At 72.6% G+C, this 26404-nt stretch carries 5 protein-coding genes; all 5 read left to right on the plus strand.

Annotated features, from left to right (window positions below; all coding sequences use genetic code 11):
* Positions 1-17: 17 nt before the first annotated feature.
* The 5 genes from ABD329_RS20930 to ABD329_RS20950 all read left to right on the plus strand — a co-directional run bounded on the left by ABD329_RS20930 (position 18) and on the right by ABD329_RS20950 (position 26392).
* Positions 18-10373: a type I polyketide synthase gene (locus tag ABD329_RS20930; protein WP_198274820.1), complete on the plus strand. Its 10356-nt coding sequence runs from the start codon at positions 18-20 to the stop codon at positions 10371-10373.
* A gap of 52 nt (positions 10374-10425) precedes the next feature.
* Positions 10426-16764, plus strand: a complete 6339-nt coding sequence (locus ABD329_RS20935) for a type I polyketide synthase (protein WP_198274813.1) — start codon at positions 10426-10428, stop codon at positions 16762-16764.
* A 112-nt stretch (positions 16765-16876) separates the two neighbouring features.
* Positions 16877-23779: an SDR family NAD(P)-dependent oxidoreductase gene (locus ABD329_RS20940; RefSeq protein ID WP_425574361.1), complete on the plus strand. Its 6903-nt coding sequence runs from the start codon at positions 16877-16879 to the stop codon at positions 23777-23779.
* 130 nt (positions 23780-23909) lie between these two features.
* Positions 23910-25346, plus strand: coding sequence for a class I adenylate-forming enzyme family protein (locus ABD329_RS20945; protein WP_198274812.1), 1437 nt, complete (start codon positions 23910-23912; stop codon positions 25344-25346).
* Positions 25343-26392 (plus strand): ACP S-malonyltransferase, encoded by a 1050-nt coding sequence (locus tag ABD329_RS20950; RefSeq protein WP_246618082.1) that lies wholly within the window; start codon positions 25343-25345, stop codon positions 26390-26392. The genes ABD329_RS20945 and ABD329_RS20950 overlap by 4 nt, the downstream gene beginning before the upstream one ends.
* Positions 26393-26404 lie beyond the last annotated feature (12 nt).

Consider the following 26404-nt stretch of genomic DNA (forward strand, 5'->3'; position numbering starts at 1 on the left):
CCATGGGTGACATAACAATGAACGAAGAGAAGCTTCTCGACTATCTCAAGCGGGTGACCGCGGATCTCCAGCAGACTCGCCAGCGCCTGCTCGAGGCCGAGTCAGCGGACCAGGAACCGATCGCGATCGTCGCCATGAGCTGCCGGTTCCCCGGAGGGGTGAACTCCCCCGAGGACCTGTGGCGCCTGGTGGCGGACGGCACCGACGCGATCTCGGAATTCCCCATGGACCGGGGCTGGGACATCGACGCCCTCTACGACGAGGACCCGGACCGTCCCGGCACCAGCTACACGACCGAGGGCGGCTTCCTGGAGAACGCCGACCAGTTCGACCCGGCGTTCTTCGGGATCTCGCCGCGTGAGGCGCTGTCGATGGACCCGCAGCAGCGGCTGCTGCTGGAGACATCGTGGGAGGCGATCGAGCGCGCGGGCATCGACCCGACGTCCCTGCGCGGCAGCAGGACCGGCGTGTTCGTCGGCACCAACGGCCAGGACTACTCCATGCTGATGCTCGGCGCGGCCGAGAGCCTGGAGGACGTCGAGGGCCACTCGGGCACCGGCAACGCGGCGAGCATCGTCTCCGGCCGGATCTCCTACACCATGGGTCTCGAGGGCCCCGCGCTCTCCGTGGACACGGCGTGCTCGTCGTCCCTCGTGGCCCTGCACCTCGCCGTTCAGGCCCTGCGCCAGCGCGAGTGCACCCTCGCACTGGCCGGTGGCGTCACGGTGATGTCCACCCCGTCGGCGTTCGTCCAGTTCAGCAGGCAGCGCGGCCTGGCGGCGGACGGCCGGTGCAAGCCGTTCGGCGCCGCGGCCGACGGCACCGGCTGGGGCGAGGGCGTCGGCATGCTGCTCGTGGAGCGGCTGTCCGACGCCGAGCGCAACGGCCACAAGGTGCTGGCCATCGTCCGGGGTTCGGCCATCAACCAGGACGGCGCGTCCAACGGACTGACGGCGCCCAACGGCATCTCGCAGCAGCGGGTCATCCGCCAGGCGCTGACCAGCGCCCGGCTGTCGGCCGCCGAGGTGGACGCGGTCGAGGCGCACGGCACGGGCACGACCCTCGGTGACCCGATCGAGGCCCAGGCGCTGATGGCCACGTACGGCCAGGACCGGCCCACCGACCAGCCGCTGTGGCTGGGCGGCATCAAGTCGAACATCGGTCATACGCAGGCCGCCGCCGGTGTCGCCGGGGTCATCAAGATGGTGATGGCCATGCGCGAGGGCGTGCTGCCGAAGACGCTCCACGCGGAGGAGCCCTCGCCGCACATCGACTGGACCGGCGGCGCCGTCTCCCTGCTGCACGAGACGGCCCCGTGGCCGGACCGGGACCACCCGCGCCGCGCCGCCGTGTCCTCGTTCGGCATGAGCGGCACCAACGCCCACACCATCCTGGAGCAGGCCCCGGAGTCCGAGGTGGCCGAGGCCACCGAGACCGAGGCCGCCGATGGTCCGGTGGCGTGGGTGGTGTCGGGCCGTGGCGCCGAGGCGCTGCGGGCGCAGGCCGGGCAGCTCCGCGCGTTCCTCACGGAGCGCCCGGAGTTGAGCACGGCGGACGTGGCGCTCTCGCTGGCCACGACCAGGTCCGCGTTCGAGCACCGGGCCGTGGTGACCGGGACCGACCGCGAGGAGCTCCTCCAGCGGCTGGAGGCGGTCGCCGAGGACACCTCCACGTCGAACGGCGTGGTGCGCGGGAGGACCGGCGACGCCGGCCGCTCGGTGTTCGTGTTCCCCGGCCAGGGTGCGCAGTGGATGGGCATGGCGGTGGACTTGCTGGAGTCCTCGCCGGTGTTCGCCGAGGCGATCGGCGAGTGTGAGACGGCCCTGTCGGCGTACGTCGACTGGTCACTGACCGAGGTGCTGCGCGGCGCCGAGGGCGCTCCCGGCTTCGACCGGGTGGACGTCGTCCAGCCGGTGCTGTTCGCGGTGATGGTGTCGCTGGCGAAGCTGTGGCGCTCGGTGGGCGTGGAACCCGACGCCGTGATGGGCCACAGCCAGGGTGAGATCGCCGCGGCCTGCGTGGCCGGTGCGCTCTCGCTCCAGGACGCGGCCAAGGTGGTGGCCCTGCGCTCGCAGGCCATCGCGGTCGGCCTCGCGGGCCGTGGTGGCATGGTCTCGGTCGGCCTGCCGGTCGAGCAGGTCAAGGAGCGGATCGCCGCCTGGAACGGCGCGATCTCGGTCGCCGCGGTCAACGGCCCCGGTTCCGTGGTGGTCTCCGGTGACCCGGGCGCGCTGGACGAGATGGTGGCCCAGCTGGAGGGCGAGGAGATCCGGGTCCGCCGGGTGCCGGTGGACTACGCCTCGCACTCCGCGCACGTCGAGGCCATCCGCGAGGAGCTGCTGAAGGTCCTCGCCGGTATCGAGCCGCGCGCCGCGGAGGTGCCGTTCTACTCCACGGTGTCCGGTGAGCTGGTGGACACGACCGGTCTGGACGCCGAGTACTGGTACCGCAACCTGCGCCAGACCGTCGAGCTGGAGGCCACCACTCGGAGGCTGTTGGACGACGGCCACTCCGTGTTCATCGAGGCGAGCCCGCACCCGGTGCTCACCCTTCCCGTCCAGCAGACGGTTGAGGCCGCCGAGGCTCAGGCCGTGGTCGTCGGCACGCTGCGGCGCGACGAGGGCGGTCTGGAGCGGGTCCTGACCTCCGCCGCCGAGGTGTTCGTCCGTGGCGTCACGGTGGACTGGACCGCCCTGCTCGAGGGCCGTGGCGCCCGCCGGGTGGAGCTGCCGACCTACGCCTTCCGCCGCCAGCGCTACTGGCTGGACGTGTCAGCCGCCGAGGTGGCCGCCACCGCCGACGGCCTGGCCGCGGACGCGGTGGACGCGCGCTTCTGGGAGGCCGTGGAGCGCGAGGACCTGGAGGCGCTGGTCCGCACGCTGGAGGTGGAGGACGAGGAGCAGCAGTCGTCGCTGACGGCGCTGCTTCCCGCGCTGTCGTCCTGGCGCCGTCAGCGCCGTGCGCAGAACACGGTGGACAGCTGGCGCTACAAGGTGGTCTGGAAGCCCCTGGCGGCCGCCACCGGGGCGGCCCTCTCGGGCACCTGGCTCGTCGTCCTCCCCGCGTCGCACGCCGACGACGCCCTGGTGTCCGCCACGGTGAACGGGCTGGAGACGAGCGGCGCCGACATCGTCCGGGTGGTGCTCGACGAATCGGGCAACGACCGCTGGACGGTGGCGGAGCGGCTGCGCGCGGCGCTCGACGGGGCCGGGGTGGAGCCCTCGGGCGTGGCGGGCGTGTTCTCGCTGCTGGGTCTTGACGAGTCCGGCCACACGACCTTCGAGGTGGTGCCCGCCGGCCTTGCGGCCATGGTGGCGCTCGTCCAGGGGCTGGGTGACGCCGGTGTGGTGGCCCCGCTGTGGTGCGGCACCCGGGGCGCGGTCTCCGTGGGCCGCTCCGACCGGCTGGTGAGCCCGGTGCAGGCGATGGTGTGGGGCCTGGGCCGCATTGTCGGCGTGGAGTACCCCCAGCGCTGGGGCGGTGCGGTCGATCTGCCCGAGACCATGGACGGCCGCGCGGTGGCCCGTCTGATCGGGGTGCTGGCGGGCACGGAGGGCGAGGACCAGGTCGCGGTGCGCGGCTCCGGTGTGTTCGCCAAGCGCATGACGCGCGCCTCCGCCGCCGAGGACGCCGAGGGCCTCGGCTCCTGGCAGAGCCGGGGATCGGTCCTGGTGACCGGTGGTACGGGCGCGCTGGGCGGCCATGTGGCCCGCTGGCTGGCGCGTACGGGTGCCGAGCATCTGGTGCTCACGAGCCGTCGTGGCATGGAGGCAGAGGGCGCCGCCGAGTTGAAGGCGGAGCTGGAGGGGCTCGGCGCCCGGGTGACGGTCGCCGCGTGTGACGCGGCCGACCGGGATGCGCTGGCCGCCGTGCTGGAGGCGATCCCGCGGGAGCTCCCGCTGACCGCCGTGGTGCACACGGCCGGTGTGCTGGACGACGGTGTGCTGGACGCCCTGACGGTGCGCCGTGCCGCCGGTGTGCTGCGCCCGAAGGTGGACGCCACACGCAATCTGCACGAGCTGACCGCCGGGATGGATCTGTCGGCGTTCGTGCTGTTCTCCTCCGGGGCGGCCACGCTGGGCGGCCCGGGTCAGGGCAGCTACGCGGCGGGCAACGCCTATCTCGACGCGCTGGCGTTGCAGCGGCGCGCGGACGGCCTTCCGGCCACCTCCATCGCCTGGGGTGCCTGGGCCGGAGGCGGCCTCGGCTCCGGCGAGGTCGGCGAGCGGATGGACCGCTCCGGCATGGTCGGGATGGTGCCCGAACTGGCCATCTCCGGAATGCAGCAGGCCCTGGAACTGGACGAGACCTTCCTGGTCATCGCCGAGATCGACTGGGACCGCTTCCAGCCGGACTTCGTCGGCTCACGTCCGAACGCGCTGTTCCGCGAGGTGCCCGAGCTGAACCGCCCGGCCGCCGCGAGTGGCGCGGACGCGGGCGACGGCGACGACGCGATTTCCGCGCTGCGCCGGGAGATGGCCGAACTGCCCGCCGCCGAGCAGCCCAAGCTTCTCCTTGAGCTGGTGCGCAACCAGGCCGCCGACGTCCTCGGCTACGACAGCGCCGACGCGGTGGAGGCCGACCGTGCCTTCCGCGACCTCGGCTTCGACTCGCTGACCGCCGTCGAGCTGCGCAACCGCCTCGGCGTGGTCACCGGCCTCCGACTGCCGGTCACCTGTGTCTTCGACTACCCGACCGCCACGGTGCTGGCCCGGTACCTGCACACCGAGATGTTCGGCGACCAGCCGGTCACCTCGGGCGCCACCGCCGCAGCGCCCCAGCGGCCGGAGGGGCTCGACAAGCCCCTGACCACCGATGAGCCCATCGCCATCATCGGCATGAGCTGCCGGTTCCCCGGCGGGGTGCGCAGCCCCGAGGAGCTGTGGGACCTGCTGATGGCCGAGGGCGACGTGATCTCCGCGTTCCCCGACGACCGCGGCTGGGACATCGACGGTCTCTACGACCCGGACCCCGAGAAGTCCGGCACCAGCTATGTCCAGGCGGGCGGCTTCCTCGACGAGGTGGGCCACTTCGACCCGGGCTTCTTCGGGATCTCGCCGCGTGAGGCGATGGCCATCGACCCGCAGCAGCGGCTGCTGCTGGAGACCTCCTGGGAGGCGTTCGAGCGCGCCGGGATCGACCCGGTGGCGCTGAAGGGAAGCCAGACCGGCGTCTTCGTCGGCTCCAACTACCACGACTACGGCTCGCGGATCCTGAGCGACAGCGAGGGAGTGGAGGGCTACCTCGGACTCGGCAGCGCCCCCAGCGTCTCGTCCGGCCGCATCTCCTACACCTTCGGCTTCGAGGGCCCGGCCGTCACGGTGGACACCGCGTGCTCGTCGTCGCTGGTCGCCCTCCACCTGGCCTGCCAGTCGCTGCGGCAGGGCGAGTCCTCGGTGGCGCTGGCCGGCGGTGTGACCATCATGGCCACGCCGGGCACGTTCATCGAGTTCAGCGCCCAGCGGGTGCTGTCGTTCGACGGCCGGTGCAAGGCGTTCTCGGCCGACGCAGACGGTACCGGCTGGTCCGAGGGCGTCGGCATGCTGCTCGTGGAGCGGCTGTCGGACGCGCAGCGCAACGGCCACAAGGTGCTCGCCGTCATCCGGGGTTCGGCCATCAACCAGGACGGCGCCTCCAACGGTCTGACGGCGCCCAACGGCCCGTCGCAGCAGCGCCTGATCGAGCAGACGCTGGCCGGCGCCCGGCTGGTCTCCGCCGATGTGGACGTGGTCGAGGCCCATGGCACCGGCACCCCGCTCGGCGACCCGATCGAGGCGCAGGCACTGCTGGCCACCTACGGCCAGGGCCGCCCCGAGGGCCAGCCGCTGCTGCTGGGCGCCATCAAGTCCAACATCGGTCATACGCAGGCCGCCGCCGGTGTCGCCGGGGTCATCAAGATGGTGATGGCCATGCGCGAAGGCACCCTTCCCAAGACGCTGCACGTGGACGAGGCATCGCCGCATGTGGACTGGTCGGCGGGCGATCTGGAGCTGCTCACCGAGGCCATGCCCTGGCCCGAGCGGGGCCACCCGCGCAGGGCCGCGGTGTCCGCCTTCGGTGTGAGCGGCACCAACGCGCACACCATCATCGAGCAGGCTCCGGTCTCCGACGAGCCGGAGACACCACGGACCGAGGAGGCCCCGGACACCACCGCGGCCCCGGTGCCGTGGCTCCTGTCCGGCCGGACCGACGCCGCCCTCCGGGGTCAGGCCGAGCGGCTGCGGGACCAACTGGCCACCGCCACCGAAGAGTTCATGCCCACCGTGGACGTGGGTTATTCCCTCGCGATGACCCGTTCGCTCTTCGACCACCGGGCCGCGCTCGTCGGTGAGGACCGCGCGGACCTGATGCGTGGCCTCGAGGCCATCGCGAAGGGCGAGACCGCGCCCGGCGTCGTACGCGGCGTGGCGGGGGCGGCCGGCAAGACGGCGTTCCTGTTCTCGGGCCAGGGCGCGCAGCGCCTCGGCATGGGCCGGGAACTGTACGACGCCTTCCCGGAGTTCGCCGACGCGTGGGACGAGGTGTGCGCCCACCTAGACGGTCTGCTGGACCGTCCGCTGCGGGACGTGGTGTTCGCGGCGGAGGGCAGTGCGGACGCCGAGTTGCTGGATCAGACGGCGTTCACCCAGCCCGCGCTGTTCGCGGTCGAGGTGGCGCTGTTCCGGCTGCTGTCCGCGTGGGGTGTGGCACCGGATGTGGTGATCGGCCACTCCATCGGTGAGATCGCCGCCGCGCACGTGGCCGGGGTGTTCTCGCTGGAGGACGCCTGCGCCCTGGTGGCCGCCCGCGGCCGGCTGATGCAGGCGCTGCCCGAGGGCGGCGCCATGGTGGCGGTGCAGGCGTCCGAAGACGAGATCGCGCCGTCGCTGGCCGGTCGTGAGGCCGAGGTGAGCATCGCCGCCGTCAACGGACCGGCCTCCGTGGTCATCGCGGGCGACGAGGCACCGGCGCTGGAGATCGCCGCCGAGTGGGAGCGGCAGGGCCGTAAGACCCGTCGGCTGCGGGTCAGCCACGCCTTCCACTCGCCCCGCATGGACGCGATGCTCGGCGACTTCCGCAAGGTCGTCGAGGAGCTGACGTTCACCCCGCCGGCCATCGCCCTGGTGTCCAATGTGACGGGCCGGCCGGCCGGTGCGGACGAGGTGTGCTCCGCGGAGTACTGGGTCCGCCATGTGCGCGAGGCGGTGCGGTTCGCGGACGGTGTGCGGGCGCTCGAAGCGCAGGGCGTGTCCCGGTTCGTCGAGGTCGGCCCGGACGGCGTGCTCACCGCGATGGCGCGGGAGTGCCTGACGGCGGAGGAGCCTTCGGCCCCCGTCGTGGTGCCGGTGCTGCGCAAGGACCGGCCCGAGACCCGGGCGCTGACCACCGCGCTGGCCGAACTCCATGTGAACGGCGTCGCGGTGGACTGGGAGCGGCTGTTCGCCGGACGTGACGCCCGGCGGGTCGAGCTGCCCACCTACGCCTTCCAGCGGGAGCGCTACTGGCTGGAGGCGCTGACGTCGTTCGCCAGCGATGTCACCGCCGTGGGGCTCATCCCGCCGACGCATCCGCTGCTGGGCGCCGCCGTCGAGCTGCCCGACGCGGACGGCTTCCTCTTCACCAGCCGCCTCTCGCCGCAGACGCACCCGTGGCTCGTCGACCACACCATCCAGGACACGATCCTGCTGCCCGGCACCGCCTTCCTCGAACTGGCCCTGTACGCCGCCGACCAGGTGGGCTGCGACCGGGTCGAGGAGCTGACCCTCACGGCGCCGCTGGCGCTGCCAGAACGCGGCGCGGTACACCTCCAGCTGGCGGTCAGCGGGCCGGACGAGAACGGCGCGCGCTCGCTGAACGTGTACTCCCGGCTGGAAGAGCCCGGCATGGAGCAGCCGTGGATCCAGCACGCCTCCGGCCTGCTCGCCCAGAACGGCGCACCGGACGAGACCGGCCAGGCCGACCTCGCCGTATGGCCCCCGGAGGGCGCGGAGCGGATCGACACCGAGGACGTCTACGACCGGATGGCCGCGGGCGGCTTCGCCTACGGTCCGGTGTTCCAGGGGCTGCGGTCGGTGTGGATCCGTGGCGACGAGGTCTTCGCCGAGGTGCGGCTGCCCGAGGAGAACGCCTCGGACGCCGGACGGTTCGGACTGCACCCGGCCCTGCTGGACGCCGCGGTCCAGGCCGTCATGTTCGTGCCCCAGGAGGAGGCGGGCCTCGCCCGGCTCCCGTTCTCCTGGACCGGAGTGTCGCTGCGGGCCACGGGCGCGTCGGAACTGCGGGTGCGCCTCACCTCGCGCGGGCCCGACTCCATCGGCCTCACGGTGGCCGACACCAGTGGCCGCTCCGTGGCCACCGTCGACTCCCTGGTGCTGCGGCTGGTCGCCGAGGGGCAGATCCAGTCGGCCGGCTCCCCGGCGGGCGGGCACGACTCGCTCTTCCGGCTGGACTGGACCCCCGTCCCCGTCGGGACGCCGGCCCCCGCCTCCGAGGGCACCTGGGCCGTGCTGGGCACCGACGACCTGGACGTGCGCGCCGGTTTCGAGGCCGCGGGCGCGGACGTGGTGGCGTACGCGGATCTGGCCGCGCTGCGCGAGGCGATCGACTCCGGGGCCACGGCGCCGGACGTCGTCATGGTGACCGGCGCCGCGGCGCCGGTCGGCATCGACGACGGCGCGGACCTGGCGGGACGGGTGCGTGGCACCACGTACCGCGCGCTGGAGCTGGTGCGGACATGGGTCACCGACGAGCGGTTCGACGACTCCTACCTGGTGTTCGTGACCCGCGGCGCGATGGGCGCACGCTCCTCCGCCGAGGTGCGCACCCCGGCCGAGGCCGCCGTATGGGGCCTGCTGCGCTCCGCGCAGACCGAGCACCCGGGGAAGTTCCTGCTGGTGGACCTGGACCCGGAGGAGCGCGGCGAGGTGTCCTCGGTGCTCCGGACGGCCCTGACCGCCGAGGAGCCGCAGGTGGCCGTGCGCGACGGACGGGTGCTCGCGGCGCGTCTCGCCCGGGTGGCCCCGGCCGAGGACCGGCCCGAGCCCGAGACCACGCCGTTCGACGGCCGTGGCACGGTGCTGATCACCGGTGGTACGGGTGGTCTGGGTGCTCTGCTGGCCCGTCACTTGGTGGTGGAGCACGGGGTTGAGCGGTTGGTGCTGACGAGTCGTCGTGGTGCGGAGGCGCCGGGTGCGGCGGAGTTGGTGGCGGAGTTGGCGGGGCTTGGTGCCGAGGCGGAGGCGGTGGCGTGTGATGTCGCCGATCGTGCCGCGGTGGAGGGCCTGCTGGCGGGGATTGGTGCGGAGCGTCCGCTGTCGGCCGTGGTGCACGCCGCGGGTGTGCTGGATGACGGTGTGGTGGAGTCGCTGACGCCGGAGCGGGTGGACAAGGTGCTGCGTCCGAAGGTGGACGCGGCGCTGCACCTCCACGAGCTCACCCGCGATCTCGACCTCTCCGCGTTCGTGGTGTTCTCCTCGGCCTCCTCCAACTTCGGTGGCGGTGGCCAGGCCAACTACGCGGCGGCCAACGCCTTCCTGGACGCCCTGGCGCACCAGCGCCGCGCACTCGGCCTCCCCGCGGTCTCCCTGGCCTGGGGCATGTGGGAGCAGCGCAGCGAGATGACCGGGGACCTCGGCGAGGCGGACCTCCAGCGCATCGCCCGGGCCGGGCTGAACGCGCTCAGCTCCGAAGAGGGCCTCGCGCTGTTCGACGACGCGCTCGGGACCGACGAGACCGTGCTCGTGCCGACCCATGTGGACCTCGCCGCCCTGCGCGTCCAGGCCCGCACCGGCGATGTGCCCGCTCTGCTGCGCGGCCTGGTGCGGATGCCCCGGCGCCGGGTCGTGGCGGCGGAGACCGCGCAGACCGGCACCGGGTCGCTGCGGGACCGTCTGACCGGTCTCTCCGCGGCCGACCAGTACCGGGCCCTGCTGGACCTGGTGCGGGTGCAGGTGGCGACCGTACTCGGGCATGGCTCGCCGGAGGCGGTGGAGCCCGACATGGCCTTCAAGGACATGGGCTTCGACTCCCTGACCACGGTGGAGCTGCGCAACCGGCTCAACGCGGAGACCGGGCTGCGGCTGTCGGCCGTGCTGGTCTTCGACCACCCGACCCCCACGGCGCTGGTGGACCACCTGCGGGAGGAACTCCTGCCGGACGGCGGCGCGGGCGAGCCCGTGGTCTTCGCCGAGCTCGACAAGCTGGAGCCGCTGCTCTCCAACGTGATGGACGACGGCGAGACCCGCACCAAGGTGGCCGACCGGCTGCGGGAGCTCCTGGAGAAGCTGGGCGAGGCGGCCGACTCCGGCTCCACCGCCGAGGTGGCCGAACGGATCGGAGCGTCGTCCAACGACGAGCTGTTCGCCTTCATCGACAACGAGCTCGGGCTGTCCTGAACCGTTGTCCGGCGCCCTCTGACCCTGACTGTAAAGAAAGTGACGGCAAACAGTGAGCGAGACGAAGCTCCGCGACTACCTCAACAGGGTGACGACCGATCTGCACCGCACCCGCCAGCGCCTTCGGGAGGTGGAGGCGAAGCAGCGTGAGCCCATCGCGATCGTCGCGATGAGCTGCCGCTTCCCCGGTGGGGTCAGCTCTCCCGAGGAGCTGTGGCGCATGGTCGCCGACGGCGCCGACGGACTCTCACCGTTCCCGAAGGACCGCGGCTGGCACGAGGAGGTGTACAACCCGGACCCCGACAGTCAGGGCACGAGCTATGTGAACGAGGGCGGGTTCCTGCACGACGCCGCGCAGTTCGACCCCGTCTTCTTCGGCATCTCCCCGCGTGAGGCGCTGGCGATGGACCCCCAGCAGCGGCTGCTGCTGGAGGTGTCCTGGGAGGTCCTGGAGCGGGCCGGCATCGACCCGCTGTCCGTCAAGGGCACCACCGGCGGGGTGTTCATGGGCGCCGCCTTCCAGGGTTACGGCGCGGCCGGCCCGATCGAGGCCGAAGAGGTCGAAGGCCATCTGATGACGGGGCAGACGCCCGCCGTCACCTCCGGCCGGATCTCCTACGTCCTCGGTCTCGAAGGACCCGCGGTGACGGTGGACACGGCGTGTTCCTCGTCCCTGGTGACGCTGCATCTGGCCGCGCAGGCGCTGCGCCAGGGCGAGTGCGACTTCGCTCTGGCCGGCGGCATCACCGTGATGGCCGGCCCTGGCACGTTCACCGAGTTCAGCCGCCAGCGGGGACTCGCCTCCGACGGCCGCTGCAAGCCCTTCGCGGCGGCCGCGGACGGCACCAACTGGTCCGAGGGCGTCGGCGTGCTGCTCGTGGAGCGGCTGTCCGACGCCCGCCGCCACGGCCACCCCGTGCTGGCGGTGGTGCGCGGCTCCGCGGTGAACCAGGACGGCGCCAGCAACGGCCTGACGGCCCCCAACGGCCCGTCGCAGCGCAGGGTGATCCGTCAGGCGCTCGACAACGCGGGACTCACCCCGGACGACGTCGACGTGGTGGAGGCGCACGGCACGGGCACGTCGCTGGGCGACCCGATCGAGGCGCAGGCGCTGATCGCGTCCTACGGCCAGGACCGGCCGGAGGACCGGCCGCTGTGGCTGGGATCCATCAAGTCCAACATCGGCCACGCGCAGGCGGCGGCGGGTGTCGCGGGGATCATCAAGATGGTGATGGCCATCCGGCACGGCGTCCTGCCGAAGACGCTGCACGTCGATCAGCCGACCCCGCATGTGGACTGGTCGGCGGGGGCCGTCGAGCTGCTGACCGAGGCCCGGCCCTGGCCGGAGACCGACCGCCCCCGCCGGGCGGCGATCTCCTCCTTCGCGATCAGCGGCACCAACGCGCACACCATCATCGAGCAGGCCCTCGAAGCCGAGGAGCCGGAGCAGGCCGATCCGGAGGCCGAGGCCCCCGCCCCGGTCGCCGCCGCCGTCGTGCCCTGGCTGGTCTCAGGCAAGGGCGAGGCCGCGCTGCGGGCGCAGGCCGAGCGGTTGCACGCCCGTCTGACGGCACAGGGCCCCGCCGAGGACGACGACCTCGCGGTGGCGTCGGTGGCGGACATCGGCTACTCCCTGGCGGTGTCCCGGTCGGCGTTCGAGCACCGCGCGGCGGTGATCGGCGACGATCGCGAGAGCCTTCTGCGGGGCCTGCTGGCCGTGGCCCAGGGCGAGGTGACCCCGGGCGTGGTCAGGGGGCAGGCGGCGAAGGGACGCAGGGCCGCCTTCGTGTTCCCGGGGCAGGGCGCCCAGTGGGCCGGGATGGCGGTGGGGCTGCTGGACTCCTCGCCGGTGTTCGCCGAGGCGATCGGCGAGTGTGAGACGGCCCTGTCGGCGTACGTCGACTGGTCACTGACCGAGGTGCTGCGTGGTGGCGAGGGCGCTCCCGGCTTCGACCGGGTGGACGTCGTCCAGCCGGTGCTGTTCGCGGTGATGGTGTCGCTGGCGAGGCTGTGGCGCTCGGTGGGCGTGGAACCCGACGCCGTGATGGGCCACAGCCAGGGTGAGATCGCCGCGGCCTGCGTGGCGGGCGCCCTCTCACTCCAGGACGCCGCGAAGGTGGTGGCCCTGCGCTCGCAGGCCATCGCGGCCGGTCTCGCGGGCCGTGGTGGCATGGTGTCCGTCGGGCTGCCGGTCGACCAGGTCAAGGAGCGCATCGCCGCCTGGGACGGCGCCATTTCCGTCGCCGCGGTCAACGGTCCCGGTTCCGTCGTGGTCTCCGGCGATCCGGGCGCGCTGGACGAGATGGTCCCCCAGCTGGAGGGCGAGGGGGTCCGCGTCCGCCGCGTTCCGGTGGACTACGCCTCGCACTCCGCCCACGTGGAGGCCATCCGCGAGGAGCTGCTGAAAGCCCTGGTGGACATCGAGCCGCGCTCCTCTCAGGTGCCGTTCTACTCGACGGTCTCCGGTGAAGTGGTGGACACGGCCGGCCTGGACGCCGAGTACTGGTACCGCAACCTGCGGCAGACCGTCGAGCTGGAGACCACCACCCGCGCCCTGCTGAAGGACGGCCTCACGGTGGTCGTCGAGGTGAGCCCGCATCCGGTGCTCACCCTGCCGGTGCAGCAGACCGTGGAGGCCGCTGAGGCGCGGGCGGTGGTCGTGGGAACGCTGCGGCGTGACGAGGGCGGCCCGGAGCGGTTCCTTACCTCGGCCGCCGAGCTTCACGTCAGCGGGGTCGGCGTCGACTGGCGGAAGGTGTTCGAAGGGCGTGGCGCCCGCCGGGTCGAGCTGCCGACCTACGCCTTCCAGCGCCAGCGCTACTGGCTCGACGCGACGGCTGCCGTCGGCGACGCGGGTTCGGTGGGCCTCGGCTCGGTGTGGCACCCGCTGCTGGGCGCCGTGGTCTCGCTGGCCGGTGGTGGCGGAGTGCTGCTCAGCGGGCGGTTGTCGATGGCCACACACGCCTGGCTCGCCGACCACTCGGTGGAAGGCGTGGCACTGGTGCCCGGGACGGCCTTCATGGAGATGGCCGTACAGGCGGGGGACCAGGTGGGGTGCGCCCGGGTCGAGGAGCTGGTGCTCGAGGCGCCCCTGGTGGTGCCCGAGCGGGGCGGGGTGCAGATCCAGGTCGAGGTGGGGGATGTCGACTTCGCGGGCCACCGCGAGGTGAGCGTCTACTCGCGGATCGAGTCCGACGAGGAGCGGGCCGACCTCGGGCACCCGTGGGTACGGCACGCACGCGGTGTGCTCACTCCGCCCGGCCCGGCGGCCTCCTTCGACTTCAAGAAGTGGCCGCCCTCCGGGGCCAAGCCCGTCGACATCTCCGGCGGATACGAGCACGCCGCCGAGCACGGGCTGCGCTACGGCCCCGCGTTCCAGGGGCTGCGGCGCGCCTGGCGGCGCGGCGACGCGGTTTTCGCCGACGTGGAACTGCCCGAGGAGCAGCTCGGCACCGCGAAGTACTTCGGTCTGCACCCGGCCCTGTTCGACGCGGCCCTGCACGCGATCGGCGTGAGCAAGGCGATGCGCGGAGGCGACGACGCGCCGAGCGCGGGCACTCTGCTGCCGTTCTCCTGGCGGGGCTTCTCCCTCGAAGCCGTCGGCGCGGGAGCCCTCCGGGTCCGGATGGTCCCGGACGGGCGGCAGGCGGTGTCCCTGGCGATAGCCGATACCTCGGGCCGCCCGGTGGCCTCGGTCGACTCCCTCGTCCTGCGGCCGATTCAGGCCGAGGCGTTGCGGAACGCGGGCCGGACGAACGGTGACGCGCTGTTCCACATGGAGTGGACGGCGGACGCGGTCAAGCCCGCCGAGAGCGTGGCGCCGGGCTGGTCGGCGGTGCTGGGCGACGACCTCCTCGGCATGGGCGCGGCGCTGGAGATGTCGGGCGTCACCGTCGACGTGTACACGGACGCGGTGGCGCTCGGCGACGCCGTGTCGTCGGGCACGCTCATGCCCGGCATGGTGGTGCTGCCGGTTGTCCCGGGCGGCTCCGGCGTGGTGGACGAGGTGCACACGCGGGTCGCCGAGGTGCTGGAGACCGTCCAGACGTGGCTGGCGGACGAGCGGTTCGCGGGGACCCGGCTGGTGTTGGTGACCCGCGGCGCCGTGGACACCGGTGACGGTGTGACGGATCTGGCGGGCGCGGCCGTGTGGGGGCTGGTGCGCTCGGCTCAGTCGGAGAACCCGGGCCGGGTGGTGCTGGTCGACACCGATGATGTCGAGGGGTCGGCGGGGCTTCTCGCGGGCGTGGCGGCCTCCGGCGAAGAGCAGGTGGTGGTGCGCTCCGGTGAGGTCCGCGTGCCGCGCCTGGCGCGATCGCTGCCCTCGGGCGACGCCCCCGAGTCGGGGACGTTCGGTTCCGGCGCGGTGCTGGTGACGGGTGGCATGGGTGTGCTGGGCGGTCTGGTGGCCCGGCATCTGGTGGCCCGGCACGGCGTCGAGAAGCTGGTGCTGCTGTCCCGTCGTGGCGCGGACGCGGACGGCGCGGCCGAGTTGCGGGCCGAGCTGGAGGCCGCGGGCGCCCAGGTGGTGATCGCGGCGTGCGACGCCTCGGACCGTGAGGCGCTCGCCGCGGTGTTGTCGGGGCTGCCCGAGGAGTTCGCGCTGAGCGCCGTGGTGCACGCGACCGGGGTGCTCGACGACGGGCTGTTCGCGTCCATGACGCGCGAGCGGGTCGAGCCGGTGCTGCGGGCGAAGGTGGACGCGGCGTGGAACCTGCATGAGCTGACGGCGGGGATGGACCTGTCGGCCTTCGTGCTCTTCTCGTCGGCCGCCGGTACGTTCGGCGCGGCCGGACAGAGCAACTACGCGGCGGCCAACGTGTTCCTGGACGGCCTCGCGTCATGGCGGCGCGCCCAAGGGCTGCCGGGCGTCTCGCTGGCATGGGGACTGTGGGAACAGGCCAGCGGCATGACCGGACACCTCGGGCAGGGCGACCTGCGCCGGGTGTCGCGTTCGGGCCTGGTGCCGCTCTCCTCCAAGGAGGGCCTGGAGCTGTTCGACGAGGGCATCGCCACCGGCCGGGCCGTGGTGATCCCCACCCGGCTGGACCTGGGTGCGCTGCGCGCCCAGGGCGCCGCGATGCCCGCCGTGTTCCGTGCCATCGTCCCGGAATCCGCCGTCCGGCGTACGGCCCGGACGGTCGAATCCGAGGCCGGCGACCAGCCCGGCCAGCTGCGGCAGCAGCTGGCCGGACTGTCGAAGGCCGAGACCGAGGAGGCGCTGCTCGAACTGGTGCGTACCCTCGCCGCCGCGGTGCTCGGGTTCGGGTCGCCCAATGACGTGGACACCAGCCACGAGTTCATGGAGATGGGCTTCAACTCGCTGACGGCGGTGGAGTTCCGCAACCAGCTCGCCACGGTCACCGGCCTCCGGCTGAACACCACGGTGGTCTTCGACCACCCGAGCCCCCTCGAGTTGGTGTCCTATCTGCGGCCCCGGCTCGCGGCCGAGATCGCGTCCGCCCCGGCCGGCAGGCAGGCCCAGGAGCCGTCGGCCCCGGTCGCTCCGGCCGCCGACCGGACCGCCCCTCCGGCGCCCGCCGACGCGGCTCCGGCGCCGCAGGCGGACGCGCCCGACACCCTCGGCTCCCTGTTCCGGCAGGCGGCGGAGCAGGGCAAGACCAAGATCGGTATGGATCTGCTGGTGAACGCGGCCCGGCTGCGTCCGACCTTCGAGGACCCGGCCGACTTCGAGGGGAGCATCAGGCCCGTGCGACTCTCCCGGGGTGCCGAGCGCCCCCGGCTGATGTGCTTCTCGTCGTACATGGCGCTGGGCGGTGTCCACCAGTACGCGCAGCTCGCCGCCCCGTTCCGGGGCAGCCGGGACGTCGCGGCCCTTCCCGCCGTGGGGTTCGTCCAGGGCGAGAGCCTTCCGGCCACCCCGGAGGCGTTCTTCCGCTTCCAGGCGCGGATCGTCTCCGAGTACGCCGACGGCGCCCCGGTCGTCCTCCTCGGCTCCTCGGCCGGAGGGATGATCGCCCACTCGGTGGCCGCCGCTCTGGAGAGCGAGGGCACACCGCCCGCGGGCGTCGTCCTGCTGGATACCTACCTTCCGTACAGCGCGAGCATCGGCCAGTTCGAGAACGCCATGCTGGACGAGATGTACGAGCGGGAGGCCCTCGTCTCCATGGAGGGTGTCCGGATGTCCGCCATGGGTTGGTATCTGCATCTGTTCGAGGGATGGAAGCCGCCGGAGAGCTCGGTTCCCAGCCTGCTCGTCCGTGCGGCGGACCCGTTGGGGGAGGTGGATCCGGACGCGTCGGCCACCAGCTGGCAATCGGACTGGCCCGCCGACTCCGCCGTCGACGTCCCCGGAAACCACTTCACGATGATGGAGAAGCAGGCGGGCACCACCGCACAGGCCATCGAGGACTGGGTGGCCAACCTCTAGCGACCACGCGCCCGCCCGCACCGATGACCGCGGGCGGGCGCCCACGCCGAAGCCGCGACCGGCGCGGCACCCACAGCTTTGACGCACGGTCTTTCCACAAGGCAGGAGTTAGGTGAGCACCATGTTGAACGGGTCCAGCGACTCGGGTGAGTCGATCGCGCAGTCTGGACCGGACCGTGACGAGGGTCCGGGCGAACTGCCCTCCCTCGGTCCGGATTTCAGGGAACTGCCGGACCTCGAACAGCGCAGGGTCCTGTTCGACCTGGTACGCGCACACGTCGCCGCGGCGCTGCGGTCCGAGTCACCGCGCACCCTCGACGCCGAGAGCTCCTTCCTCGACCTGGGTCTTGACTCGCTCGCGGCGGTCAATCTGCACCGCGGACTGGTGGCGGCCACCGGGCTCACGCTCGAGGTGTCGCTCGCCTACGACTACCCGACGCCCAGCGAGCTGGTGGACCACCTCCACCGGCAGATCTTCCCGGTGGCCACGGACGACACCGCCCCCGCGCGTGCCGTCGTGGGCTCCGACGACCCCATCGCGATCGTCGGGATGAGCTGCCGCTTCCCCGGCGGCGTCAACAGCCCCGAGGACCTGTGGAAGGTCGTCTCCGAGGGCGTGGACGCCATCACCCCGTTCCCCACCGACCGGGGCTGGGACCTGGAGGCGCTCTACAGCCCGGACCCGGACCAGCCCGGCACCAGCTACGCGACCGAGGGCGGCTTCATCCACGACGCCCCCGAGTTCGACGCGGAGTTCTTCGGCATATCGCCGCGCGAGGCGCTCGCCATGGACCCGCAGCAGCGACTGCTGCTGGAGACCAGCTGGGAGGTCTTCGAGCGGGCCGGTATCGACGTGACCAAGCTGCGGGGGAGCAGGACCGCCGTCTTCACCGGCGCGGAGCACCACGACTACGGTCCCCACCTCCAGAGCACCAAGAGCGGCCTCGAGGGCTACGCGCTGACCGGTATCGCGGGCAGCGTCGCCTCCGGGCGCATCGCCTACACCTTCGGCTTCGAGGGCCCGGCCTGGACCGTGGACACCGCGTGCTCCTCGTCGCTGGTCTCCCTGCACCAGGCGGCGCACTCGCTGCGCCAGGGGGAGTGCGACCTGGCGCTCGCCACCGGTGTCGCCACGATGCCGACCCCGGGTGACTTCATCCTCTTCAGCCGCCAGCGCGGACTCTCCTCCAACGGGCGCTGCAAGGCGTTCGGCGCCGAGGCCGACGGCACGTCATGGGCCGAGGGCGTCGGCGTCCTCCTGGTGGAGCGGCTCTCCGACGCCCGGCGCAACGGCCACGAGGTGCTGGCGATCGTGCGCGGCTCCGCCGTCAACCAGGACGGCGCGAGCAACGGTCTGACGGCTCCCAACGGCCGTTCCCAGCAGCGGGTCATCCGACAGGCGCTGGCCAACGCCGAACTGACCGCGGACCAGATCGACGTCATCGAGGCGCACGGCACCGGAACCTCGCTCGGCGACCCCATCGAGGCGCAGGCGCTGATCGCCACCTACGGCGAGAGCCGCCCGGAGGGGGATCCGGTGTGGCTGGGCTCCCTCAAGTCGAACATCGGCCACACCCAGGCGGCGGCCGGTGCGGGTGCCGTCATCAAGATGGTGATGGCCATGCGCCACGGCGTTCTGCCCAAGACGCTGCACGTCGAGGTGCCGACCCCGCACGTGGACTGGTCCTCGGGCGGCGTGGCGCTGCTCGCCGAGCAGCGCGCCTGGCCGGAGACCGGGCGGCCGCGCCGTGCCGGTGTCTCCTCGTTCGGCATGAGCGGCACCAACGCGCACGCCATCATCGAGCAGGCCCCGCCACTGGAGCCCGCCTCCGCCACGGACGACGACGCCGACGCGGACACGGCCGCCCAGCCCGTGTCGTGGCTGGTGTCGGCCAGGAGCGAGGAGGCGCTGCGGGCGCAGGCCGCGCGGCTGCGCGAGCATGTGGTGCGCAACCCCGACGCACGGCCGGTCGACGTCGGATGGTCGTCCGCCATGACGCGTGCCGCGCTCGAGCACCGTGGTGTGGTGGTCGCCTCCGACCGCGAGGGGCTGCTGCGCGGCCTCGCGGCGCTCGCCGAGGAGACCGACTCGCCGGGCCTGGTGCTGGGCAGGTCCATGGCGCAGCGGGTGGCGTTCCTGTTCACCGGCCAGGGCGCCCAGCGGCTGGGCATGGGCCGGGAGCTCTACGAGACCTACCCGGTCTTCGCCGATGTCTTCGACGAGGCGTGCGACTACCTCGAGGTGCGCCTCGGCACCTCCGTGCTCGACGTGGTCTTCGGCCCCGAGGACGACGACGCGGCCGCCACCGGTGACGAGCTCAACCAGACGATGTTCACCCAGGCCGGGCTGTTCGCCTTCGAGGTGGCCCTGTTCCGCCTGCTGGAGTCCTGGGGCGTGCGTCCCGACTTCCTGATGGGGCACTCGGTGGGCGAGATCGCCGCGGCCCACGTCGCCGGGGTGCTGTCCCTGGAGGACGCCTGTGCCCTGGTGGCCGCCCGCGGACGGCTGATGCAGGAACTGCCCGAGGGCGGTGCCATGGTGGCCGTCCAGGCGTCGGAGCAGGAGGTGGCGAAAAGCCTGGAGGGCCGCGAGGACAAGGTGTCGCTCGCGGCGCTCAACGGCCCCACCTCGGTGGTGCTCTCCGGCGACGAGGACGCGGTGCTCGAACTCGCCGGCCACTGGGAGGCCCAGGGCCGCAAGACCAAGCGGCTGCGGGTGAGCCACGCGTTCCACTCCCCCCGGATGGACGCCATGCTGGAGGAGTTCGGCCAGATCGCCGCCTGCCTCGAGTACTCGGCCCCCTCGATCCCGGTCATCTCCAACGTCAGCGGCGGGGTCGCGGGCGCCGAACTGGCCACCTCCGAGTACTGGGTCCGCCACGTCCGCGAGGCGGTCCGCTTCGACGACGGCATGCGGCAGCTCGCCGAACAGGGCGTGACGACCTGCGTGGAGCTCGGCCCCGACGCCGTGCTGACCGCGATGGGCCAGGACTGCCTCGACGCCGTCGGCGCCGACGCGGCCTTCGTGCCCCTGGCCCGCGCCGGGCGCGCCGAGGCCCAGACGCTGGCGGAAGCGGTCGCCACCCTGTACGCGAACGGCGTCGGCGTGGACTGGGACGCGGTGTACTCCGGGCGCGGCGCACGCCGCGTCGCCCTGCCGACCTACGCCTTCCAGCACAAGCGGTACTGGCTCGAGTCGGGCGCCGCCGTGACCGGCGACGCCCGGAGCGTCGGCCTCGGCAGGGTGGACCACCCGCTGCTCGGCGGCCTCACCGAACTGGCCGAGGGCGACCGTACGGTGCTGACCGGGCGCCTGTCGCTCCAGACCCACCCGTGGCTCGCCGACCACGCGGTGGCCGGCGGAGTGCTCTTCCCCGGCACCGGATTCGTGGAGCTGGGCCTGCTCGCGGGCACCGAGACCGGGGCCGGACGGCTCGGCGAACTCACCCTCGAGACCCCGCTCCTCCTGCCGGAGCAGGGCGGTGTCCGCGTCCAGCTCGTGGTCGGCCCCACCGATGAGTCCGGCGTACGGCCCCTCGGCGTGTACTCGCGCTCCGACAGCGACGAGCCGGGGGAGGAGTGGGTGCGGCACGCCCAGGGCGTCCTCGAGGCCGACAGTGGCGCCGCGGTCACCGACAGCCTGCTCCAGTGGCCCGTCCCGGGCGCCGAGCCGGTGCCGATGGAGGGCTTCTACGAGGGCCTGGCCCAGGTCGGTTACGGATACGGGCCGGTCTTCCAGGGGCTGGAGTCGGTCTGGCGGCTGGACGGCGATGTCTACGCCGAGGTGGCGCTGCCGGACTCGGCCGCCCAGGAGGCCGGACGGTTCGGTCTGCACCCCGCCCTGCTCGACGCCGCTCTGCACGCCATGGAGATGGGCGACTTCGGCGGCGAGAGCGGCCGCGTGACGCTGCCGTTCTCCTTCACCGGGGTGACCCTGCACGCGGTGGGCGCCGGACGGGTGCGGGTGCGGCTGCGCCCGCAGGGCAAGGACACGGTCGCGCTGCTGGTGACCGACGCCACGGGCGCTCCCGTCGCCTCGGTGGAGTCGCTGGTGGTGCGCGAGGTGGCGGCCGAGCGGTTCGCTTCGGGGCCGCGCGGCAACGGTGGCGACGGCACGCTGTTCCGGGCCAACTGGGATGTGTTCGGCGCCGCGCGCGGTGGCAACCACACCGTGGACGGCGTGTCCACGGCGGTGATCGGCGCCGACCGGGCGCGGGTGACCGAGCTGCTCACCGCCTCCGCCGTCGGACACACCGAGTACACCGGGGTGGACGCGCTCGTCGCCGCCGTCGACGAGGGCGCCGCGGTGCCGGACGTGGTCTGGGCCTGGTGCGGCACCGCACCGGAGGTCGAGAATCTCGCCGAGGCCGCCCGCAAGGCGACCCACCGGGCGCTGGCCCTGGTGCAGTCCTGGCTCGCGGAGGACCGGTTCGACGGGTCCCGGCTGGTGGTCGTCACCAGCGACGCGGTCGCGACGGGCCCGGGCGAGGGCGTCGCCGGACTGTCCAACGCCGCCGTCTGGGGACTGCTGCGCTCGGCCGCCACGGAGAACCCGGGCCGGATCCAGCTGGTGGACATCGACCGCCACGCCGAATCGGTCACCGCGGCCGCCGGTGCGGTGACGGCCGCGATCGCGGCGGGCGAGCGCGAGGTGGCGCTCCGCGCGGGCCAGGCGCTGATTCCCCGGCTCGCCAGGAACGCGGCCGGGCGGGTGCTCGAGGCCCCCGCCGACGGCGCGGCGTGGAAGCTCGGCACCACCGGCGGCGGCACCCTGGACAACCTCTCGCTGCTGCCCGACCCGGCCGCCGAGGCGCCGCTGGCCCCCGGGTACGTGCGGATCGCGGTGCGCGCCGCCGGTCTGAACTTCCGTGACGCGCTGATCGCCATCGGCATGTACCCCGACGACCACGCCACCATGGGCGGCGAGGGCGCCGGTGTGGTCCTGGAGGTCGGCCCGGGCGTGACCGACCTGGCCCCCGGAGACCGGGTCATGGGCATGATCAACGCCTCGTTCGGGCCCATCGCGGTCGCCGACCGGCGGCAGATCGTCCGCATGCCGCGCGGCTGGACGTTCGCGCAGGGCGCCTCGGTGCCGGTGGTCTTCCTGACCGCCTACATCGGCCTGGTGGAACTCGGCAAGCTCCAGGCGGGCGAGTCCATCCTGGTGCACACCGCCACCGGCGGCGTGGGCATGGCGGCCGTGCAGCTCGCACGCCACCTCGGCGCCGAGGTGTACGCCACGGCCAGCCCCGGCAAGTGGGACACCCTGCGGTCGATGGGATTCGACGAGAAGCACATCTCCTCCTCCCGTGACCTGGACTTCGAGCGGCGCTTCATGGAGGCCACCGAGGGCCGGGGCATGGACATGGTGCTGGACTCGCTCGCCCGCGAGTTCGTCGACGCCTCCCTGCGGCTGATGCCCAGGGGCGGGCGGTTCCTGGAGATGGGCAAGATCGATGTGCGCGACCCCGAGGTCGTCGCCCAGGACCACCCCGGGGTGAAGTACACCGCGTACGACCTGGTCGTGGCCGACTACGACTGGGTCCAGCGGATGCTCGTCGAGCTGGTCGAACTCTTCGACAGCGGCGCGCTGCACCCCCTCCCGGTGACGGCGTGGGACGTGCGCCGCGCCCCGGACGCGGTGCGGTACATCAGCCAGGCCCGGCACATCGGCAAGAACGTGTTCACCATGTCCCACGCCCTGGACCCCGAGGGTTCGGTGCTGGTGACCGGTGGCACCGGCGGCCTGGGCCGCGAGGTGGCACGCCACCTGGTGGCCGAGCGCGGAGTGCGCAACCTGGTGCTGGTCTCCCGGCGCGGGCCGGACGCGGAGGGCGCCGCCGAACTGAAGGCCGAACTGGCCGAGGCGGGCGCGTCGGTGACGCTGGCGGCCTGCGACGTGGCCGACCGCGCCTCGCTTGAGCGCGTGCTGTCCGGCATCCCCGCCGACCACCCGCTGACCGCGGTCGTGCACGCGGCGGGCGTACTCGACGACGGTGTCATCGACACCCTCTCGCCGAAGCGGATCGACGCGGTCTTCGAGCCGAAGGTCGACGCGGCGTGGAACCTGCACGAGCTGACGCGGGACATGGACCTGGCGGAGTTCGTGATGTTCTCCTCCGTCGCCGGTGTGTTCGGCAGCCCGGGTCAGGGCAACTACGCCGCCGCCAACTCGTTCCTGGACGCGCTCGCCGCACACCGGCGCGGCCTCGGCCTCCCGGCGGTATCGCTGGCCTGGGGTCCGTGGGAGCAGGCCGGCGGCATGACCGGCACCCTCAGCCAGGCGGACATGGTGCGCATGGCGCGCGAGGGCATGGCGGCCCTGTCCATGGCGGGCGGTCTGCGGCTGCTGGACGCCGGCGGTACGAGCGAGGACGCCCTGCTCGTTCCGATGCGGCTGGAGACCTCCGCGCTCAGCGGCCAGACCGACATCCCCACCCTGCTGCGCGGTGTGGTCCGGGTGCGGAGCAAGGCGGCGGCCGACGGGAAGTCGGCCGCTCCCGAATCGGCCAAGGTGCAGCTGGCCGGTCTGTCCGGAGCCGAGCTCGACCGGGCACTGCTCGACCTGGTGCGCGGCAGCGCGGCGATGGTGCTGGGGCACAGCGGCGCCCAGTCCATCGAGCCCGACCGCTCCTTCCAGAACCTCGGCTTCGACTCACTGGCGGGCGTGGAGTTCCGCAACCGCCTGAACTCGGCCACCGGACTCCGCCTCCCCTCCACGCTGATCTTCGACAACCCCACGCCCGCGGCGCTCGCCGAGTATCTGCGCGGCCGGGTGGCGACGGACAGCCCGGCCGGGCCGGACGTCGATCCGGAAGAGGCCAGGATCCGTGCCCTTCTGACGTCGATTCCGCTGGAGCGGCTGCGCCGCGCCGGTCTGCTCGACACGCTCACCGAGCTGGCGAGCGGCAAGGAGCAGGCCGAGAAGGACACCGAGGAGAAGGACACGGACTCCATCGACGCGATGGACGACGACGACCTGATCGACATGATGCTCGGGGATCTCGACTCCTGACGCCCCGCGAGTCCCCCCGGAGACCTCCGGGGGGACTCGCGGTCCGGGCCCACGTCTCGCAGAGCGTCGGCGTCGCGGGTGGCTCTCACCCCAAGAGACTTCAAGAAGAAGAAAGGCTCAGTGAAACCCGATGACCGCAAAGGTCTTTGCGACGGAAGCGGTGCATTCGCTTCCCGAGTTCGAACAGAGGGCCCTGGCCATCGCCGAAGCGCTCCGCGAGCGCGGAGTCAGCGACGGCACCCGGGTCATGCTGAAGGCGGGCAACTCCGCCGGCTTCGTCGGGGCCCTCCTCGCCCTGATGCACACCGGCGCGTCGATCGTCATGGTCGACCACCAGGAGCGGGCGGAGGCCACCCAGCGCATCTGCGACCGGGCCGGGGTCAAGATCTGCGTGGTCGACGACGACACCCCGATGCCCGACAGCGGCCCGGCCCGGGTCACCATCTACGAGCTGCTCGTGGCGTCCATGGAGCAGACCCCCGCCGAGCGGCGGCTGAACCTCGACACCTGGTGCGAGCTGCCGGACGGCCTGATCATGTGGTCCTCCGGGTCCACCGGGGAGCCCAAGGGCGTCGTCAAGACCGGGGCCAAGTTCCTGAAGAACCTGGAGCGCAACGCCCAGCAGGTGGGCCACCGCCCCGATGACGTCCTGCTGCCGCTGCTGCCCTTCTCCCACCAGTACGGGCTGTCCATGGTGCTCATCGCCTGGCTGGTCAAGTGCTCGCTGGTCATCGCGCCCTACCGGCGGCTGGACCGGGCGATGACCATGGCGGGCACCTGCGGGGCCACGGTGGTCGACGCCACCCCGGCCAGCTACCGCAGCATGCTCAACATGATCGGCCGCAAGCCCGCCCTGGCGGACGAGCTCTCCGGTGTCCGGATGTTCTGTAGCGGGGCGGCCCCGCTCGACCCCGGTTTGGTCGGCGACTACGTCCAGCGGTTCGGACTGCCCCTGCTGGACAGCTACGGCAGCACCGAGGCCGGGAACGTGGCCTTCGCGACCGAGGACAACGTGGTGGCCTGCGGGCGGGCCGTCGAGGGCCTGAAGCTGCGGATCGTCGACGACGAGGGCGCCGTGCTCACCTCCGGCGAGGTCGGGGAGATCCAGGTCCACTCGCCGGACCTGATGGAGGGCTACCTGGCGGAGGACGGCACGGTCGCCCCCGTCGACCCGGCCAAGACCGACTGGTACCCCACCGGCGACTTCGGCTATCTGGACGGCGGGGACAACCTCTTCGTGCTCGGCCGGAAGGCCGCGGTGCACCGCAACGGCCACACGCTCTACCCCGAGATCATCGAGCACAAGCTGGCCGCGGGCGGCTGTCTCGTCAAGGTCGTCCCCGTCCCCGACGAACAGCGCGGTTGCCAGCTCTGCTTCTTCGTCGAGGACGAGCAGCAGCGGGAGCCGCGGCACTGGCGGGAGCCGATCACCGCCCTGCTGCCCGACTTCGAGCACCCCAACCGCATTCACGTCCTGGAGCGATTCCCCCTGAACCGCAACGGCAAGCCCGACAAGAAGCAGCTCGAGCAGCTGGCTCTCGACCTGGTTCCGGGAGCGAAGGCATGACGGACCCACAGATCAACGAAACACAGGTCACCGAAACACAGACCACCGAGCCCGGGACCACCGAGCCCGGGACCACCGATCCGGAGACCAGCCGTACGGCGATGGTCTTCCCCGGAATGGGACCGTTCCGCTTCACCGACGTCGGCGAGTTCCTGCTGACCAACCCCCACGCCCGGCGCCGGCTGGCGATCGCCGACGAGGTGGTGGGGTACTCCGTGTTCGACCGGTACCGCCAGTCGGACGCCGATGAGGAGGCGCAGTACGCCGAGCACACCCAGATCGCCTTCCTGACGGTCTGTCTCTCCCTCGCCGACTGGGCGGAGGAGACGCTGGGGGAGCGTCCCGAGCTGTGCGCCGGACCGAGCTTCGGCCAGCGGGCCGCGGTGACCTACGCGGGGGCCCTGCCGTTCGAGGAGACCGTGCGGCTCACCGCCGAACTGGCGCGCTGCGAGGAGGAGTACTTCCGGCAGGAGCACCGTGAGGCGGTCACCCACTGCGTGATCCACACTCCCGAGGAGCGGCTCCAGGAGGCACTGGCCGAACTGGACGCCGAGGGGGAGTGGCACGACGTCTCCGGCTATATCGACCAGGGCTTCTACCTCGTGTCCCTGCGCGAGCCCGTGCTCGACCGGTTCAAGAAGCGGATCGGCGAGCTCGGCGGGTACAACATGTACACGATGTGGCCGCCCGTGCACGCCCCGGCCTTCGGCGCCCTGCGCCGCAAGGCGGAGGAGGAGGTCCTCGGCGGCTTCGAGGTGGCCGACCCCAAGCTGCCGGTCGTCGCCGACCAGAACGGTGAGCTGCTGACCGACGCGGACGGTGTGCGCACCATGCTGCTCGACACCTTCAACCGCCCGATCCGCTGGCCGGACATGGTGGACACGATGCGGGAGCACGGCATCACCAAGGTCTGCATCGCGGGTCCGGACAACCTCTTCGGCCGGGTGAACCGCACCGTGGACAACTTCGAGGTCGTGGCCATCGACGCCCGCAAGGCGATGCGCCCGCGGGTCCGGCAGAGGAGCGCCCGCCGGGCGAGGCGGTGACGGAGGCGCTGC

This window comes from Streptomyces javensis (assembly GCF_039525925.1).
In the GTDB taxonomy this organism is placed as follows: Bacteria; Actinomycetota; Actinomycetes; order Streptomycetales; family Streptomycetaceae; genus Streptomyces; species Streptomyces asiaticus.

Bases quoted from the DNA above. Each gene is read 5' to 3' on its own strand.
- ABD329_RS20945 (WP_198274812.1), top strand. From the start codon at position 23,910: ATGACCGCAAAGGTCTTTGCGACGGAAGCGGTGCATTCGCTTCCCGAG.
- ABD329_RS20930 (WP_198274820.1), top strand. From the start codon at position 18: ATGAACGAAGAGAAGCTTCTCGACTATCTCAAGCGGGTGACCGCGGAT.
- ABD329_RS20950 (WP_246618082.1), top strand. From the start codon at position 25,343: ATGACGGACCCACAGATCAACGAAACACAGGTCACCGAAACACAGACC.